This window comes from Humidisolicoccus flavus (assembly GCF_045689595.1).
GTDB lineage: Bacteria > Actinomycetota > Actinomycetes > Actinomycetales > Microbacteriaceae > Humidisolicoccus > Humidisolicoccus flavus.
Window position 1 is genome coordinate 1,498,235 of sequence record NZ_CP142724.1, and the last position, 17,200, is coordinate 1,515,434.

14 protein-coding genes are annotated in these 17,200 nt (G+C 63.1%); 1 reads left to right on the plus strand and 13 read right to left on the minus strand.

The genetic code is table 11. The features are described from left to right. Nucleotides 1–108: 108 nt before the first annotated feature. The 4 genes from tuf to rpsL form a co-directional block, all read right to left on the minus strand. Nucleotides 109–1,302 (minus strand): elongation factor Tu, encoded by a 1,194-nt coding sequence (gene tuf / locus U2H20_RS07210; protein ID WP_430591618.1) that lies wholly within the window; start codon nt 1,300–1,302, stop codon nt 109–111. A gap of 113 nt (nt 1,303–1,415) precedes the next feature. Next, nucleotides 1,416–3,530 (minus strand): elongation factor G, encoded by a 2,115-nt coding sequence (gene fusA / locus U2H20_RS07215; protein ID WP_430591619.1) that lies wholly within the window; start codon nt 3,528–3,530, stop codon nt 1,416–1,418. 63 nt (nt 3,531–3,593) lie between these two features. After that, complete coding sequence (gene rpsG / locus U2H20_RS07220; protein WP_430591620.1) at nt 3,594–4,064, minus strand: 30S ribosomal protein S7; 471 nt, start codon at nt 4,062–4,064, stop codon at nt 3,594–3,596. Beyond that, nucleotides 4,064–4,438 carry a 30S ribosomal protein S12 gene (gene rpsL, locus U2H20_RS07225; RefSeq protein WP_430591621.1) on the minus strand — a complete coding sequence of 125 codons (375 nt, stop codon included), beginning with the start codon at nt 4,436–4,438 and terminating at the stop codon, nt 4,064–4,066. Before rpsL ends, rpsG begins: the two co-directional genes overlap by 1 nt. A 415-nt stretch (nt 4,439–4,853) precedes the next feature. On the opposite strand from rpsL, the gene U2H20_RS07230 reads away from it, so the two are divergent. Next, entirely contained in the window at nt 4,854–5,273 is a 420-nt protein-coding gene (locus U2H20_RS07230) for a hypothetical protein (RefSeq protein WP_430591622.1), read from the plus strand. Here U2H20_RS07230 and U2H20_RS07235 read toward each other — a convergent pair. The 9 genes from U2H20_RS07235 to U2H20_RS07275 form a co-directional block, all read right to left on the minus strand. Beyond that, complete coding sequence (locus U2H20_RS07235) at nt 5,270–5,842, minus strand: hypothetical protein (protein WP_430591623.1); 573 nt, start codon at nt 5,840–5,842, stop codon at nt 5,270–5,272. The two genes, U2H20_RS07230 and U2H20_RS07235, sit on opposite strands and share 4 nt — an antisense overlap. A gap of 1 nt (nt 5,843) precedes the next feature. Beyond that, nucleotides 5,844–6,587 (minus strand): hypothetical protein, encoded by a 744-nt coding sequence (locus U2H20_RS07240; RefSeq protein ID WP_430591624.1) that lies wholly within the window; start codon nt 6,585–6,587, stop codon nt 5,844–5,846. Between the two features lie 142 nt (nt 6,588–6,729). After that, entirely contained in the window at nt 6,730–8,223 is a 1,494-nt protein-coding gene (locus U2H20_RS07245) for a serine/threonine-protein kinase (protein ID WP_430591625.1), read from the minus strand. 2 nt (nt 8,224–8,225) lie between these two features. After that, the gene (locus tag U2H20_RS07250) at nt 8,226–9,605 is read right to left on the minus strand and encodes an FHA domain-containing protein (RefSeq protein ID WP_430591626.1); all 1,380 of its coding nucleotides are present in this window, start codon (nt 9,603–9,605) and stop codon (nt 8,226–8,228) included. A 5-nt stretch (nt 9,606–9,610) separates the two neighbouring features. Then, nucleotides 9,611–10,498, minus strand: coding sequence for a PP2C family protein-serine/threonine phosphatase (locus U2H20_RS07255; protein ID WP_430591627.1), 888 nt, complete (start codon nt 10,496–10,498; stop codon nt 9,611–9,613). After that, nucleotides 10,464–12,482: an RDD family protein gene (locus U2H20_RS07260; RefSeq protein ID WP_430591628.1), complete on the minus strand. Its 2,019-nt coding sequence runs from the start codon at nt 12,480–12,482 to the stop codon at nt 10,464–10,466. The genes U2H20_RS07255 and U2H20_RS07260 overlap by 35 nt, the downstream gene beginning before the upstream one ends. Continuing rightward, the gene (locus U2H20_RS07265) at nt 12,479–14,776 is read right to left on the minus strand and encodes a transglutaminase-like domain-containing protein (protein ID WP_430591629.1); all 2,298 of its coding nucleotides are present in this window, start codon (nt 14,774–14,776) and stop codon (nt 12,479–12,481) included. Before U2H20_RS07265 ends, U2H20_RS07260 begins: the two co-directional genes overlap by 4 nt. After that, a complete protein-coding gene (locus tag U2H20_RS07270) occupies nt 14,773–16,221 on the minus strand; it encodes a DUF58 domain-containing protein (protein WP_430591630.1) in 1,449 nt (482 codons plus the stop codon). The genes U2H20_RS07265 and U2H20_RS07270 overlap by 4 nt, the downstream gene beginning before the upstream one ends. Beyond that, nucleotides 16,218–17,186: an AAA family ATPase gene (locus U2H20_RS07275; RefSeq protein ID WP_430593609.1), complete on the minus strand. Its 969-nt coding sequence runs from the start codon at nt 17,184–17,186 to the stop codon at nt 16,218–16,220. Before U2H20_RS07275 ends, U2H20_RS07270 begins: the two co-directional genes overlap by 4 nt. Nucleotides 17,187–17,200: the final 14 nt, after the last annotated feature.

Genomic DNA, 17,200 nt, shown 5'->3' on the forward strand with positions numbered 1-17,200 from the left:
TGTGTTGCACAGCGTAGTACGGTCACCCGCGCAACAACGGGGGACAGCATAAAGAAAATGACCTCCCCGACAGAGTCGGGGAGGTCATCTTCAGATGATCAAGCGTGATTACGCGAGGATCTTCGTAACGGTTCCAGCGCCTACGGTGCGGCCACCCTCACGGATAGCGAAGCCGAGGCCCTCTTCCATAGCGATTGGCTGGATCAGCTCAACCGACATGTCGGTGGTGTCGCCAGGCATAACCATCTCGGTGCCCTCTGGGAGCGAGATGACGCCGGTGACGTCCGTGGTGCGGAAGTAGAACTGTGGGCGGTAGTTCGTGAAGAACGGGTTGTGGCGGCCACCCTCATCCTTGGAAAGGATGTAGGCGGTTCCCTCGAAGTTCGTGTGAGGGTTTACCGAACCTGGCTTCACGACAACCTGGCCACGCTCAACGTCTTCGCGCTTGGTGCCGCGGAGGAGGAGACCACAGTTCTCGCCTGCCCATGCTTCGTCGAGCTGCTTGTGGAACATCTCGATACCGGTGACCGTGGTCTTCTGCGTCGGGCGGATGCCAACGATTTCGACCTCGGAGTTGATAGCGAGGGTTCCGCGCTCGGCGCGGCCGGTGACAACGGTTCCACGACCGGTGATCGTGAAGACGTCCTCGACTGGCATGAGGAATGGCTTGTCCTTGTCGCGGACTGGGTCCGGGATCGACTCGTCGACAGCTTCCATGAGCTCAACGATTGCGTTGACCCACTTCTCGTCGCCTTCGAGAGCCTTGAGGCCCGAAACGCGAACGACAGGTGCGTTGTCGCCATCGAAGTCCTGGCTGGAGAGGAGTTCGCGAACCTCGAGCTCAACGAGCTCAAGGATCTCTTCGTCGTCAACCATGTCGGACTTGTTGAGTGCAACGAGCAGGTAAGGAACGCCAACCTGCTTTGCGAGCAGAACGTGCTCGCGGGTCTGAGCCATCGGGCCGTCGGTCGCAGCAACCACGAGGATTGCGCCGTCCATCTGTGCAGCACCGGTGATCATGTTCTTGATGTAGTCAGCGTGACCCGGGGCGTCAACGTGCGCGTAGTGGCGCTTCGGGGTCTCGTACTCGACGTGCGAGATGTTGATCGTGATACCACGCTGGCGCTCTTCTGGAGCGGAGTCAATCGACGCGAAGTCGCGCTGAACGTTGGTTGCCGACGGGAACTTGTCCGCGAGCACCTTCGAGATTGCAGCGGTAAGAGTGGTCTTACCGTGGTCAACGTGACCGATCGTTCCGATGTTAACGTGCGGCTTGGTCCGCTCGAACTTGGCCTTAGCCACTATGTCCTCCTAGGACTTTTCTGGTTGCTCCTGCCGCACTGTGCGACGCGGAGACATTCTTATTTGGTATGGAGTTATCGTAACGCGGACGAGCCGACACCGAAGTGTCGAGTCTACTCGCCCTTCGCCTTCTGGACGATCTCATCTGAGACAGCCCGTGGCACTTCCGAGTACGTTTCGAAGGTCATCGAGTACACGGCGCGACCGCTCGTCTTCGACCGAAGATCTCCGACATAGCCGAACATCTCGGACAGCGGCACGAGGGCCTTGACAACCTTGACTCCGCTGGCGTCATCCATCGTCTGGATCTGCCCACGACGGGAGTTGAGGTCACCGATCACATCACCCATGTACTCCTCAGGCGTGCGAACTTCAACCGCCATGAGCGGCTCGAGCAGCACTGGCTGCGCCTTGCGGGCAGCTTCCTTGTAGACCATGGATCCTGCGATCTTGAACGCCATCTCCGAAGAGTCGACGTCGTGCGCAGCACCATCGAGCAGTGTCGCCTTGACACCAACCGTTGGGTAGCCGGCAAGAATACCGACCTGCATTGCGTCCTGGATTCCCGCGTCAACAGACGGGATGTACTCACGTGGAACGCGACCACCGGTCACGCCGTTCACGAATTCGTACGTCTTGTCTGCCGTAACCTCAAGCGGCTCGAGCTTGATCTGCACCTTTGCGAACTGACCAGAACCACCGGTCTGCTTCTTGTGGGTGTAGTCGTACTTCTCGATCGTTCCGCGGATGGTCTCGCGGTAAGCAACCTGTGGCTTACCCACGTTTGCTTCAACCTTGAACTCGCGCTTCATGCGGTCAACGAGGATGTCGAGGTGGAGTTCACCCATACCCTTGATGATCGTCTGGCCAGTCTCTGCGTCAAGCATGACCCGGAAGGTTGGGTCTTCTTCAGCGAGCTTCTGGATAGCGAGTGAGAGCTTCTCCTGGTCGGCCTTGGTTTTCGGCTCGATCGCAACCTCGATAACAGGCTCAGGGAACGTCATCGACTCGAGAACGACCTGGTTCGTCGGGTCGCACAGCGTGTCACCCGTCGTGGTGTCCTTGAGACCGATCACTGCGTAGATGTGGCCAGCGGTGACCTCATCAACAGGGTTCTCCTTGTTGGCGTGCATCTGGAAGATCTTTCCGATGCGCTCCTTCTTGCCCTTCGTCGAGTTGACGATTGCTGCACCCGAAGGCGCCTTGCCGGAGTAAACGCGAACGTAGGTGAGGCGACCGAAGAACGGGTGCACTGCAACCTTGAACGCGAGCGCTGCGAAAGGCTCGGTTGCGTCTGCGTGGCGCTCGATCACAATTTCTGGGTCGCGAACGTCGAGACCTGGAATTGCTGGAACGTCAAGCGGGTTCGGGAGGTAGTCAACAACTGCGTCGAGCATTGGCTGCACGCCGCGGTTCTTGAACGCAGAACCACACAGAACCGGGTAGATCTCGCTTGCAACCGTCATCTTGCGGATTGCAGCCTTGATCTCGGCAACGGAGATTTCTTCGCCCTCGTAGAACTTCTCGAGCAGCACGTCGTCGGTCTCCGCAACGGTCTCAATGAGTGCGGCGCGGTATTCGTCGGCCTTCTCTTTGAGGTCAGCTGGGATCTCTTCGATCGCGTACTCGGCGCCCATGAGAACGTCACCCTTTGCGTCGCCGCGCCAGGTCTTTGCGTTCATCTCGACGAGGTCGACAACGCCTTCGAATTCGCTCTCGGAGCCGATTGGCAACTGGAGAACGAGCGGGCGTGCGCCCAGGCGGTTGATGATCGTGTCGACCGTGAAGTAGAAGTCTGCACCGAGCTTGTCCATCTTGTTGACGAAGCAAATGCGGGGGACGTCGTACTTGTCAGCCTGGCGCCAAACGGTCTCAGACTGAGGTTCGACACCTTCCTTGCCGTCGAACACTGCAACAGCACCGTCGAGGACGCGCAGTGAGCGCTCGACCTCGACCGTGAAGTCAACGTGACCCGGGGTGTCGATGATGTTGATCTGGTTGTTGTCCCAGTAGCACGTCGTCGCGGCCGACGTAATCGTGATGCCGCGCTCCTGCTCCTGCTCCATCCAGTCCATCGTCGAAGCACCGTCGTGGGTTTCACCGATCTTGTGGTTCACACCGGTGTAAAAGAGGATGCGCTCGGTCGTGGTGGTCTTTCCAGCATCAATGTGAGCCATGATGCCGATGTTCCGAACCTTCGTGAGGTCGGTGAGCACGTCAAGTGCCACGGGATTCCTTTCGTGGTTGCCGTTCGGGCGCGCAGGAGTACTGGCGCCCGAACAAGCAGGGGTTTACCAGCGGTAGTGCGCGAAGGCCTTGTTGGATTCAGCCATCTTGTGGGTGTCTTCACGACGCTTGACCGCGGCACCGAGGCCGTTTGAGGCGTCCAGGATTTCGTTCATGAGGCGCTCGGTCATGGTCTTCTCACGACGAGCCTTCGAGTACGAAACGAGCCAGCGCAACGCGAGAGTGTTCGCACGGTGCGGCTTGACTTCAACTGGAACCTGGTAGGTCGATCCACCAACGCGGCGGCTCTTCACTTCAAGTGTCGGGCGGATGTTGTCGAGTGCCTTCTTGAGCACGGTGACAGCGTCTTGGCCGCTCTTCGCGCCAACACCGGTGAGGGCACCGTAAACGATGCGCTCAGCGAGACCCTTTTTTCCGTCGAGGAGGATCTTGTTGACGAGCTGGCTGACGATCGGGGCGCCGTATACGGGATCGGCGACAACGGGGCGCTTTGGAGCTGGACCCTTACGAGGCATTACTTCTTCTCCATCTTCGCTCCGTAGCGGCTACGAGCCTGCTTGCGGTTCTTGACCGCCTGCGTGTCGAGGGCACCACGAATGATCTTGTAACGAACACCTGGGAGGTCCTTCACACGGCCTCCACGAACGAGCACCATTGAGTGCTCCTGGAGGTTGTGGCCTTCACCTGGGATGTAGGCGGTTACCTCGGTGCCGTTTGAGAGCTTCACACGGGCGACCTTGCGGAGCGCCGAGTTTGGCTTCTTTGGTGTGGTTGTGTACACGCGGGTGCAAACCCCGCGCTGCTGTGGGTTCGACTTGAGCGCAGGTGCCTTGGTCTTTGTGACCTTTGGCGTGCGTCCCTTGCGAACCAACTGCTGAATCGTTGGCACGATACTCCTTCTGCTGCACGGTGACAGCATCGATGTGTCTCGTCGACCGGTTTCAGTCGACTCCATCGGTGCACCCGCCGCACACACGAATGGTCGTGGTGTTGAAATGACGGGTATGCCGTGGGGGCTCCCATAAAGAGAGATTGCCCAAGTGCGATCTCAGTGCGCCGCATCGTTGAGAAAAGTCGAAACTTTCAAGCTCAACAGCGATGGCGCGCCGAAACACACACCGAGCAATGTTATCGCTCTGGCCGAATACGGTCAAGGGAACGCAGGGCCGCGAAACGCCGACGGCAACAGGGGTCGTCGCGCGGAACACCGGGCGCAGACTTCCTCGCGATTTCGGTACCGCGAGCGGGCGCTTTCGTCCTGCGGGCCGATTCGCTCGGGCGCGAGAGCGACTTATGGTGCAGGTATGAATTCTGCACGACGAACCCTGTGCGCGACCGGAGCGCTCCTCGCCGTTACCGCCTTGAGCGGCTGCGCCCTTGCAAACTTCTTGATCTGGGGTCCTGAGGCCACCGAGGTCATCGATGAAACCGAGGCGTACATCGATCTCGCCGCCGCCGGAGACGCTGATGCGCTCGCATGCGAGGGAACGACGATCGACACCGGAGATGCAGAGATCTGGATCGATCTCGCCGCTGGAGAGCCCGAGCAGTTCAACGCTGACTACTGGGAACAGGTCGAGGACGCCGACGCCTCCTGGACGATCAACATCGAAGGCTCGGGTCCGGCACCGATCGGCACGAAAGTGCCGGGCTCGCTCGTGTTCAAGGACACCGAAGAAGGACTCTGCGTCGTGCACCTCGAATGGGCGACGATGATCGGTTAGGCTCGCGCGCTCACCGATTGCGGATCCGCGGTCTCGGTTCGGACCACGGGGCCCATAGGGAGCTTGCCAATCGCTTGCAGCCCGAGCATGCCTGCTGCCGCGAGCGCCGACAGCGTGCCTGCCTGCATCGCGGTGCCGTACATGAAGACGCCGATGACGAGCAGCACGGCCGCGACCGCGAGCAACTTGCGTGTCTCCGTCTTCGCCGCCAGCAGCACGAGCACGATTGCAGCGGCCAGGAGAAGCCGCACGGGCGACTGATACCCAGGGCCGAGCGCACCCTGACCGTCGACCGCATATCCGGGTGAAGCGTATGAGGGTGTGCACCAGATGAATCCATCGCCATCGACCGTGCAACTCGAACCGACGTACCAGCCGGAGATCCAGTCGGTGCGGTCGCCGATGATCGCCCAGGGCAATCCGAAGGCCAGCACCAAGAGGACGAGGGCCATCCGCGAGAGCGCTGTGCCGCCCAAGGCTCCTGCTGCGCGGCGCATCGAACGTTCGAGAGCGTCCTTCATGCTCGAGGGCATGGAACCCTTGCCCCACGCGTCCTGCCTACTGGTCATTTCAGGCCTTGTCGGTCTGCCCGCGCCAGAACAACCACATGCCGACCGCGACCGCCGCAGCCGCGATGGTGAGCAGGAATCCGGCGTTCGAATTCACACCGGGCAACGCGATGACGACCCAATAGAGCAGATAGCCTCCGCCACCGGCGACGTTCATGACCCGCAAGGGGTTCTTCAACGAATCTTCACCCGGAGTCAACGAGCCGATCGCGTGCACGATCACGGCGACTGCGGCGAAGATCGACCAGGCGAGGCTGCGGACCCAGAGAGGCTCGCCTGATTCGGGAATGCTGAGGCCTGCGAGCACCAGCACGACTGCGACGCTCGATGCGATGACGCGGATGGTTGCGGCCGTGTTTTTCGGCGCACTGGGTGCTGCTGCCTGGAATCCGCCGTATTGCGGCTGGCCGTTCTGCGGCTGGCCATGCTGCGGCTGGCCGGGGTACTGCTGGCCCGGGTACTGCTGGCCCGGGTACTGCTGGCCCGGGTACTGCTGGCCCGATTGCTCGCCCGGGTATTGATTCGGCTGCTGGCCCGGCTGCGCGTTCGCGCCGAACGACGCCTCGAAGTGGCCTGATCCCGGCTGCTGCCCATGCGGTGCCTGCTGCTGCGGCTGAGAGTTCAGGTGCGGTTGCGCTCCGGTGAAGTGCGGCGGTCCGGGCTGCTGGCTGCCGGGCTGCAGGTCGCCTGGCTGCTGGTTGCCTGGCTGCTGATTGCGCTGCTGCGATGGGTATTGCTCGCTCATGTTCCGTCCTTCAGCTTGCTGTGCACACAGACTGCGCACGGTGTGCACTGTCAATGTACGCCAGAGGCACTAAGCCGAAACTGATGATTGCCAGAATTCTGGAGCGCCTCGATCTCGCGCAATGTCCTCGCGGCCAGGCGCGCTATTCGGTGACGCAGCCGGATGTGTATTGCGACTCTCGTCCGGAATCGCGAACGACTGCGACGAAAATGCAGGTCTCCCCGCTGTCGCTCTTCGGCACGACCACCTGCGCATCAGAGATCTTGGTGACCGCAGAGTTCGTACCGAGTCGGTAGAGATAGGTGTCTCCCTCAAGCGGCTGCGGGTTCACCCAGGTGAACGTCACTTCGTCACCCTCGACGACCCCGTTCACCCCGATCGGTGGGTTCGGGGGCTGGTTACCGTTGTCGATCGGGATCGAGCTCTGCGTCGGTTCGACCGTCGGGTTGTCCCAGGGTTGCGTGAAGGCCAGGAAAATACCGCCCGTGACGAGCACGAGCACTGCCGCTGCGATGATCGCGATGACGCCTTTCGCACCCATCTTCTTGCGAGGTTCGTCCTCGTACTCACCCTGGCCCTGCGGCTCCGCATGCTGCGTCACTCCCCCGACATAGCCCTCGGCGCGACGAATGGTGCGGTCGTCGGCTTCCGGACGGTCGAGCAGGCGCCCCATCTCTTTCTGATCGTCACGGTGCGGGTCAACGATGACGACCCCGCGGATCCGGGTCGCGCCGTCGTCGTCTTCGGCGATCTCGTCACGGGCGATCGAGTCATCGAGGACGTCGAGCGGTGTCATCGGCAGGTGCAGCTCGAGTTCGACCTGCTGCAGGGCGCGACCAAACGCCATCGCGCTGCCGTAGCGGCGACGCGGGTTGACATCCATTGCAACGCTCAACACCGACTGCAGCGAATTGGGCGCATCGGATCGGGCGAGCGGCGGCAGCTCTCCGCGCTGGATTCGCGAGATCAGATCGATGCTCGAGTTCCCGCCGCCCGGCACCTCGAACGGCGTCCGACCTGCGAGCAATGTGTAGAGCGTCGCCGCGAGCGAGAACACGTCGGACTCTCGTCCGCTCCACGGCACGTCCATGAACGCTTCCGGCGGTGACCACGGAATCGACATGCCCTGATTGGAGGCGTGGTCGTTGATGGTCGTCGCGATCCCGAAGTCGGTGAGCGCTGGCCGGTTGTATGCCGTCGTCAGAATGTTCGCGGGCTTGATGTCGCGGTGCAGGATTCCAGCACGGTGTGCGGTCTCGACTGCTCCCGCGATCTGGATCCCGAGCCGCAGGACCTCGGGAATCGAGAAGCGATCCTTGCGATAGCGAGCACCGAGGTTCGCCTTCGGGCAGTACTCCATCGTGAGGAACGGTCGACCGTCGGCCGAAATATCCGCACCGTAAACCGTCACGATCGACGGGTGCGAGGAGAGCTGCGCCATGACGTTCGCTTCGGTGCGGAATTCCTCGATGAGGTTCCTGTCGACCGCATCCGGCAAGAGCACCTTGACCGCGACCTGACGGGCGGGCATGAGCTGCTGGTACAAGAACACGTCAGCGAACCCACCGGAGCCGAGGTGCTCCTGGTAGTCGTACCCCGGGATTCGGGGAGCGGGAGACGGTGCGCGCTTTGCCATCGCTAGACGGCCTCGATGCGCACGACGACACCATCGCCGAGGTCGATGCGATCGCCGATGAGCGCCATGGTTGCCTCGTCCGGCATCAGGCGACGCGGCTGATAGCCCTCACGAAGCAGCATGGTCCCGTTCGTGCTCGCGAGGTCAGTGACCAAAATGTTCCATTCTTCGCATCGGATCTCGACGTGACTGCGCGAGATGTCCTCGTTCGGGCTCACGACCGCGACGAGACGCGGCACCCGGCCATTGTCGATCCGTCGTGAGCGCGGGCGACGACCGAGCACGACCGAACGGCCGAGCAGAACCGCGTCGCCATTTGGCATCCGCAGCTGAGCGAAGTCGGGCCGAGCCCGCTGACCGGCGGTGTTCGATTCGATCGGGATCTCGCACACGCGGCAAAACTCTGCGCGCGGAGGATTCACATGGCGCTGTGGGCACAGGACCGAGAGCACGAGTGGGCCCGTGGCTGGGTTTCCGCCGTCGAGCGGGCTCTCCCCCGGCATCGCGTTGTACGCCTGCTCCGCGGCGACCTGCTGGGCGGCTGGCGACTGCACCGGGACGGGTTGTGCGGCACCGAGAGTCGCCGGGGCACTTGAGATACCGGAATTCGCGACGCTGCCGGGGCTGCCGGCGTTCCCCGGCCCACCGGAATTTCCAGGGCCACCCGGAAGCTGCGAGCCGAGGATCGTCTCCTCGTCGACCTCGCTGGAACCCTGCGGCGCAAACGGTGAGGACTCGATCGGTGAACCCGCTACGGGCGGCAGCTGCTCGGCTGCGGCCTCCGGCCGGAACGGCGGCACAAAACCCGGAGGTGAAGTACCGAACTGGGCCGGGACTGCACCGGTGGGAGGAGCGAGGGACGCTGGAGTTCGAGCGAGACTCGGCGCAGAAGGCGGAGTGTGCGGGAACGCCGGCGTCGATACGGGTGGAGCGGCATGCACTGCCGAGTGGGCGCTCGCCTGGGCACTCGCCGACATCGATTCGCTCGCGACGATCGCAACACAATCAACCTGCACGATTCCCCCGTGCAGTGGGAGGAACGGCACCGTGGCACCGATCTGGCCGAATCGCATGGGGATTCCAGTCGGCACGACCGCGCGCGACCACTGCTGCTCACCCTCAGGCATCGGGCCGGTGTTGGCGAGGCTCGCGGGAACACCGCGCAAGCGAGTCGAGGTGACGCCCGAACCCTCCGGGCCGATCGCGCAGAGCAGCTCGCTCACTTCAGCGAGGATCGCGAGCGCGTCGGTGAGACGCGGCACTCCCGCGAGCGCCGAGTGGAGTTCAATCGCGCGCTCGGCACCGAGCGCTTGGTCGAAGACCGCAACGACCTCGCCGTTCGCGACGCACCAGGCAGCGCCTGGCGCGTAAGTGATCGTCACTGCATTCATAGGAGCCCTCGTCGCACGCTCGGAAGCGTGTCCGCATCAATTCCGCCGGCCGTCGTTACGAACTCGTGTTCGGTTGAGGCGACCGCTTCAACATCAACGACGATAACGGAAAGATTGTCTCTCGCGCCGCCGAGGATGGCGGCATCGAAGAGCGCTTGCGCGGCGTCTCGGGCTTCACTGTTCGTTCGCAGCAGACGAGCGATCTCGGCATCATCGACTTCCCCGCTCAAGCCGTCGGTGCAGACGAGCAGACGTTGCCCGCGCGAGACCGGCAGCACCCAGTAATCGGGCAAGGATTCCGTGCCCGCGCCGATCGCCTTCGTGATGACGTTGCGCTGCGGATGGCTGCGCGCTTCGAGCGTTGTCAGCAGCCCTTCTTCGATGAGTTCCTGTACGACCGAATGGTCGACGCTGACCTGCTCGAGCTGGCCGTCCTCGAGTACATAGGTGCGCGAGTCACCGACGTTGACGATGAGCCAGTGCGGCACCTCGTCGACATTGATGACGCTCGCACCACTGAGGGTCGTGCCGCCGACCCGTTCGCCGTTCCCGACATTGCGCTCCTCGATGAACCGGTCGACCACCGTGGAAAAAGCTGCATCGACGCAGGCCTGCACCGCAGCATCGCTCGCAATTGCGTTGACGGGGAGGGCGTCAAAGGCCGCGATCGCGATGCTGCTCGCGATGTCACCCGCGTGATGACCGCCCATCCCGTCAGCGACGATGAAGGCCGGGAATCGAGCCAGGATGGTGTCTTCGTTGAGTTTGCGTTTGAGGCCGGTGTGCGTGAATGCCGCCCAGCGAACACTGATCGAAGCGTTGCTCAGGCGGTACTCATGAATGTCGGCTTCAACCTCCAATGTGCACCGTCGCTTCACGGTCACCGAAGCAGACGACGTCACCTTCGAACAGGCGGGCGCGCGCGTCACCGATCACGGGAACCTCGGTGTCGCCACGGCGAATACGAGTGCCGTTCGTCGAGTTGCGGTCTTTGACGAATGCACCGTGCGCATCGAATCCGATCATGAAATGGGTTTTCGACATCGAGCGGGAACGATCAGTGACGGGCACCAGGTGCGTCACCTGCTCGTCATCGAGTGGTGCAGGATTTCTTCCGAAGAGCGCAAGCCCTCGGAGCCCGACCTGTTCGCCGTCATCGAAGGTGATGGTCGCGAGGCTCGTCTGCGGACGTGGACGGATCTGCGTTTTTTCGAGATCTTCGAAGTCCTCCTCGACGGGCGCACGGAGCACGGTTTCCTCGTCGATCTCGTCTTCTGCATCCGAGGGAGCTGGAGCTGGTTCTGCTGGAGCTGGTTCTGCGGGAGCTGCTGCCGACGGGTTCACGACCGGAGACTCGAGCACCGGCGGCTGGAAGGCGGACTGCTCGCTCGGCTCGGCCTGCGCCTCGGAAGCACCGGGCTCTGGAGCTGGCACGCTCGTGCGAACGTAGGCCGGCGGCTCCTGTTCAGGAACCGGTGCAGGCTCAGGATTCGCTGCAGGCTCGGGAGCCGGTGCAGGCTCGGGGGCGGGTGCAGGCTCGAAAGCGTTTCCTGAATCCGGAATCTGCTCGCTCGACGCTTCGGCTGGCGGGACGACCTCTTGTGCTCCTGTGATCGGCCGCGGCGGTGGTGTCCACTGCGTGCGCTCGGGCATCGCCTGAGGGGTGCCGAACGATTCCTGTTCGCCAGGCGCACCCGCGGGCTCGCCGAGGCTCTCGCTCGTGGAGGCGCGGTCGGGCGCCTGCGGTGCCGAATACGGGGTCGAAAATGCTTGCGGTACAGATGGCGCTGGCTTCGGCTCCCAAGGAAGACTCTCGATTGGAGCCCCAGGCTGGCCGTTCGAGGGAACCTCAGGTTCCTGCGAGAACTGACCGTTCCAACGGTTTTGTTCGTTCGCCTGCTCGTTGTTTCCGAACTGGTCCGGCTGGCCCGACTGTGCTGGGTACTGCCCGAACTGCTGCTGCGGCGCCGACCATTGCTCATGCGACTGGGCCTGCTGACCGCCAAATTGCTGGCCGGAGTATTGCTGGCCGGAGTATTGCTGCCCCGAATACTGCTGCTCTGGATACCCCTGCTGTGCGGATTGCTGCCACGCCGACCCTGGCGAGCCCTGTTGACCATCGAACTGCCGGGTGCCAGCCTGCTGACCACCGAACTGCTGATTCCCGAACTGCTGATTCCCGAACTGCTGGTTCCCGAACTGCTGGTTCCCGAATTGCTGGTTCCCGAACTGTCCGCCGCCAGACTGCGATTCAGCAGCCGGAGCAAAGGAGGTGTTCCGTGATGAAGCCTGCGCCTCGACGATCATGGTGCCCGCAATGATGTCCTGCCACCCGCGACGCTGCAGGTTGAACAATGGCGAAGCGAGCACGAGCGCGAAGCCGAGTCCCGGAAGGATGTTCGCGACCGCGAGGATCACGCCGCGAAGAAGCGCGCGGCCGAAGCCGGGAACCTTGCCGGTCGCGATGTTGATGGTGCGCAGCCCGAGGAGGCGCTTGCCGAGGGTCCAGCCCTTCAGCCCGTTCAGAATGAGTTGCGTGAGGGCATAGATGCCCGCCAGCAGTCCCCAGATCGAAGACCATCCGAGCGTCACCCACAAGGGGCCACCCCCACCACCGACGACGCCGAAGTCGCCACCGAGGAGCAGTCGTGAGAGATTCGCCGTCTGAATCAGCAGCGGCAGGATCAGCAGCACATAGATGCCGATGTCGATCGCTCCCGCTGCAGCGCGACGGCCGAGTGGTGCCGGGGTGAAGCCCGAGGCTCCAGCGGGCTCGTTCGGTCGGGACGGCGCTTGCGGCGGCACCCCGCCCTGGTCCCACGACTGCTCGTTCCGGTTCCCTGGCTGGTACCGATTGTTCTCACTCATCGCCGACCCCTTCGTCCTGCGCCTCGACGGAACGATCGCAATGACAGTCGCGAGCGCAACCGTTGCCGTCGTCCTGCCTCCGCGCGCATTTCGCGAATGCTTACTTCAATGTCCTCCCAGAATGCAGTGATTTCTGCTTCCGGGGGTGGTGCGAGTCCAAAGACGCCCTCGTCGACATAGTCGCCGATCGCTGTCGCCTGAGAATTCGGGTATCGCTGACCGACCACGGAAGCGACTTCGCGCCGCGTCACGCCGACCGGTACGTCAAGTCCGAGGTCAACGGCGGCATCGACCACTTCGTGCCAGCCACCCGAGAGCCGGTCACTCCGAGCGATCGCCTCACGACGCTTCTTCCGACGACGCGCCTTCAACGCGCCAACGATCAAGAACGGGAGGAGCGCCAAGATCAAGAGAATCAAGATCGCTGTCGTGATCCAGAGCAGCCAGAGATACCAGGTCGAAGCTTCTTCGCGCTCCTCCTCTTCGGAGCCCTGCTCAGCCTGCGTTCGTGGCGTGAGCTCTGCGGGCTCCTCCGGCGGCTGCGGCGGTTGCAGCACCTGCGGCTTCGGGTTCGGCTGTGGCTGCGGAACCTCATCGGTGGGCTGCTGGTCCTCTGGCGGAGTCGGGTCGAACGGCACCCATCCGTAGCCTTCGAACGGTACTTCGACCCAGGCGTGGATGTCACCGCCGACGAGCTGCGAGGTGCCCTCGCCCTCGAAGCCGCCCTCCGGGTAGAACCCGAGGACGACGCGGTTCGGAATCCCGAGCCAGTGCAGCGCGAGCGAGAGCACGGTCGAGTACTGCTCGTCGTCGCCGATGAGTTGCGGTGCGCGCATCATGTCGTCGAGGCGGGCACTGCCGTGACCGGCGAGCGAGGTGACCTGACCTTCGACTCCATTGCTGAAGAAGCCGTTCGTCGTCAGTTCGCGGGTCATGCTCTGAATGTTGCCGAGCACCGTGTTCTCGGTCGTGCCGTGTTCTGTCGCCCACGCTTGCAGGTAGTCGGGAATCCCGACCGGTTTCGGCATCGAGAGATTGGTGACTCGCGTGTCTTCGAGTTGATCCTGCGACGGCGGGACCGGGACGACCGCCTGGACCGAATACTGATCGCCGTCCTGCAAGCCGTCGAGGACGATCGCAGTGCCGGTGGACCCGTTGTAGTGCAGGCTGCCGCGGAGCGCTTCGGAGCGGGAACCGTTGAACGAGATGCTCTCTGCAAAGCCGGCGGAGGGCATCCAGATACCGCTGTAGTTCATGATCTCGAACTGCAGTTCTGCTTGGACTCCCGTCGACTGCACATCAACCGAATCGCCAATTCGCGAGAAGGTTCCCGACGACGAGGAAGATTCTGAGCCGGCAACGCTGTACACGGTGCCGTCGAAGTAGTCGAGGGTTGCCAGGCGCACTCGCGTGCCCTCGGGCATTCCCGTCACGGCGAAGAGCGCTTCGTCCTCGAAGTTCTTCACCCAGTTGCGAAATCCTGCGAGCGGGCTCGGGTAGTCCTGGATCTCGACGGGCGGCTCGACATTGTCACGAAGCACATTGCGGTTCGTCGGATTGATCGGGATCGAGACCACACCGGCCAGCAGCGCCGCTCCTGCGAGCATCGCGATCGAGCCGAGGAATCGGTTCCGGCGAGCGATGACGCGGTTGGTGTCATCGCCGTTCACCATCACTTCAGCGGCGAGCGACTTACGCCACTGCGACTGACGCCAGGAGATCCAGGACATCGCCGCGACGGCGAAGACGATCGCCTGCCAGGTCGGGAATGCGGCGAACTTCGTTCCGAAGGCGATCCCGATGACGAGGTAGAAGATCGGGGGCAGCACGGCCAGCGGTGCAAGGCGTTGGGTGCGGAGGGCGATAGCCGTCGAAATCGTCGAGAGGACGAGCGCGCTGAGGTACGGCACGATCAGCAGGCTCGGGAATCCCTCGGCAGGAGGCTGCGCGGTGAGCAGCCCCTTCCAGCTGAAGACGACACCGAGGAGCAGCTCGCGCAGGCCTTCGAGCGTCGGAATGAAGAGGCCAATCGTCTCGTGACGTACCGCGAGCACGGGACCGAACAGCAGGAAGGCGATGACGATTCCGGCTGCGGTCGTCAGAACGCCGCGCAGTTTCGGCAGTGAGGTAATGACGCCGACCGCGATTCCGAGCAGGACACCACCGATACCCGCGATCAGGTAGTTGATACTCCCGAAGACCGGCCCGAAGGCGACCACACCGGTGAAGAAGAGCACGAAGATGACTGCAAGGTCGATCGCCTTGTACTTCCAGGGGCGTTGCGGCTGATTCACGACTCCACCACCTGACGCACGATGCGAGGCAGTTCGCCGATCTCTTTCAAGGTGATGAGCGTCGAGTCGCCGAGCGAGCGCACGCGCGGTTCGGCATCCATCCCGGCCATGACGAAGAAGACGCGGGCGTTCGACGGCAACAGCTGGCGTGCGCGGCGCAGCTCGACCATCTCAACGGTTGCACCGGCGTGGATGAAGATCACCGAAGCGCTGGGGTGCTTGCGGCCAATCGAGCCTGCGAGGCCTACGACGCTGTCGTGCCGCGGGTGCCAGCCGACGGCGGAAAGGCTGTCGAGCAGGCGACGGCTCGTCGAGGCCGCGAGCGTTTCTTTCGAGGTTTCGACGACGATGTCCATCTCGTCGCGGATCGCCTGGACCCCGACGGAGCCCAGCACACTGATCGCGGTTTCGAACTCTTCCGGGTCGGCATAGTCCTCGACCATGGTCGAGAGACCGAGCGCCAAAATGCTGCGACGGGTCTCTTCGAACTGGCGGATCATGAGCTTGCCGGTGCGAGCCGAGGACTTCCAGTGGATGTACCGGCGATCGTCACCAGGAACGTAATCACGGAGCGCGTGGAACGAGATATCACTGTTGGTGATGTCGTTGGTCGTGATGCCCTCGAGGTCGCGAATCAGCCCGGGGACGGTCTCCTGCAACAGCGTGGTGCGCGGGTGCACGAACAACTCGACCGGATCGGTCCATTTCACCTGGCGGCGCAGCAGTCCGAGCGCGTCTCCGCGCACAGAACGGACGGGTCCGACCTGCAGCACTGTGCGCTTGCTCGTCGGGATCGCGAAGACGTCCTCGTGGATGTCGCGCGGATTCATACGAGGCAGGTTGAAACTCGCGACCGCCTGGCCGACTGGCACTTCGATGAGTGCCGGCAGCAGCGGCCGAGGCGAGGTGGAGTGGATCTCGATGCGTCCGAGGGCTCGCTCGCCGACGACGACGCGCGTGTAGGCGAGGTCGAGTTCGATCCGGTAGCGGGCGCGACCGAGCACGAAGAGCACGGCTCCGGCGAGCAGGAAGAGGCCGAGCAGCCCTCCGACGATCGCTTCCTTCCAGTCGAGGATGATCCCGAAGACGAGCGCGAGGCCCGTGAAGACGACGACGCTCCACCCGAAGGCGGTAATGGGACCGAGGAACGGGGTCGCGAGTTCGACGACGCGAGCCCAGAGCTCTTTGACCCGTTCGACGAACGTTGCGCGGCTGTCCTCGTCGAGTGCCGAACTCAGCGCGGCGAGAACCGTGTTGGAGGTTGCATCGTTGGGAGCGCGGTCTTTGAACCGCGTGGTGCCACCACTGGTCGTGTCGGAGATGTTCTCGGAAGACGGCGCCGAGCCGCGCTCATTTGCGCGGCTGCGGTTCGGTCGCGGGCGCAACAAAGGAGCGCCCGGCGATTGTTCGCCGTTCGCTCCCTCGAAGCCGCCGGGGGTACTCATGCTGCGTTTTGACGATCCTGTGGCGCAGCGACGCTCGCAACGGCGCGTTCGATGACCTTTGCTCCCGTGACACCGGAGAACTCAGCCTCGGGGTCCAGCACGATGCGGTGTGCCCAGGCTGGCTCGATGAGCGCCTTCACGTCGTCCGGCAGCACGTAGTTGCGGCCACGGGCAGCGGCCCAGGCCTTCGTCGCACGCGTGATCGCGAGCGCACCACGAATCGAGACACCGAGGCGAGTGTCCTTCGACTCGCGAGTGTGCTCGGAGAGCGCGGCGATGTAGTCGAGCACGGCGTCGTCGATGTGGACGGTGGAGGCGAGGTCGATCATGTCGGCGATCGCCTTCGTCGTGATGATCGGCGAAACGAGGCTCGAGAAGTTGCGGTTCGCGCTGCCGGAGAGGATCTGCACGGTCTGGCTGCGGCCCGGGTACCCGATGGAGGTCTTCATCAGGAAGCGGTCGAGCTGCGCCTCTGGGAGGCGGTACGTACCAGCCTGCTCGATGGGGTTCTGGGTCGCGATCACCATGAAGGGCCGGCCCACCTCGTGCGGGAAGCCTTCGACCGTGACGCGGCCCTCCTCCATGACTTCGAGGAGCGCCGACTGCGTCTTCGGGCTCGCACGGTTGATCTCGTCGGCGAGCACGATGGAGGCGAAGATCGGTCCCTTGTGGAACTCGAACTCACCGCTCTTCTGGTCGTAGACGGTGACACCGGTGACGTCGCTCGGCAGCAGGTCGGGCGTGAACTGGATGCGGTGGTGCGAACCCTGCACGGTCGCAGCCATCGACTTCGCGAGCTGCGTCTTTCCGGTTCCGGGTGCATCCTCGAGGAGCAGGTGCCCCTCGGCGAGCATGGTGGTGAAGGCGAGCGCGATCACGTCCTCTTTACCGAGGACGGCGCGGCCAACAGAGTTCACGAGCTTGTCGAATGTTTCGGCAAACCAGCGAGCCTGCTCGCTCGTCATTGTTCCTGTCACTG